Here is a 744-nt window from a genome sequence, read left to right as displayed (position 1 = left end):
AATTTGACAAAGATCCACGTCCAATAGACAAAGGTCTATGGGATGGAGTGGTAGATACGGTTGGTGGAAAAATTTTGGCAAATGCAATTGCTCAAACAAAATCAAATGGAATAATTTCAGTTTGTGGAAATGCAAACAGTAATGAACTTAATACGAATTTATTACCATTTATGTTGAGAGGTATTAAAGTTTGGGGCATGGACTCTGCTAATTGTAGTATTAAAAGAAGAGGTTTTATTTGGGGAGAAGCAACAAATTTAATTGATTTTGATTTATTGGAAAAATCAGTTTTAACAGTAAGCTTGGAGGAATTGATGGAGACTTATCCTAAAATTTTAAAAGGTGAAATTTCTGGAAGAGTATTAGTTGATTTAAATAAATAATGGATTGGGATAAATTAAAAATTTTTCATGCTGTGGCTGAAGCTGGAAGCTTTACAAATGCTACTATTAATTTAAATCTTAGCCAATCAGCTATAAGCAGACAAATACAATCATTAGAACAAGATTTAAAAGTGCAGTTGTTTGAAAGACATGCAAGGGGTTTAACTCTCACACAAAATGGAGAATACGTTTTTAAAACTGCTCATGAGGTGATTAGCAAACTTAAAGAAGTTGAAACATCATTAGGTGATCAAAAGAGCAAACCAACAGGAAAATTAACTACTTCTTCAGAGTTTGGAAAATGATAAACATTATAAGGATCGTCAAACTGTTTAATTTGACCATCTAATATAATTGCACA

Annotated in this window: 2 pseudogenes; both read left to right on the top strand. The window is 31.5% G+C overall.

What is annotated here, in order from left to right:
- Nucleotides 1–383, top strand: a pseudogene (locus AMO08_RS01610) (oxidoreductase); the annotation flags it as partial.
- Nucleotides 383–673: pseudogene (locus tag AMO08_RS01605) on the top strand (LysR family transcriptional regulator); the annotation flags it as partial. The pseudogenes AMO08_RS01610 and AMO08_RS01605, both read left to right, overlap by 1 nt.
- Nucleotides 674–744: the final 71 nt, after the last annotated feature.

Origin of the sequence: Candidatus Pelagibacter communis (genome assembly GCF_001180205.1) — a bacterium.
Lineage (GTDB): Bacteria > Pseudomonadota > Alphaproteobacteria > Pelagibacterales > Pelagibacteraceae > Pelagibacter > Pelagibacter ubique_O.
Note: the sequence above shows the minus strand (reverse complement) of the source record. Positions and strands in the feature narration are given on the sequence as shown.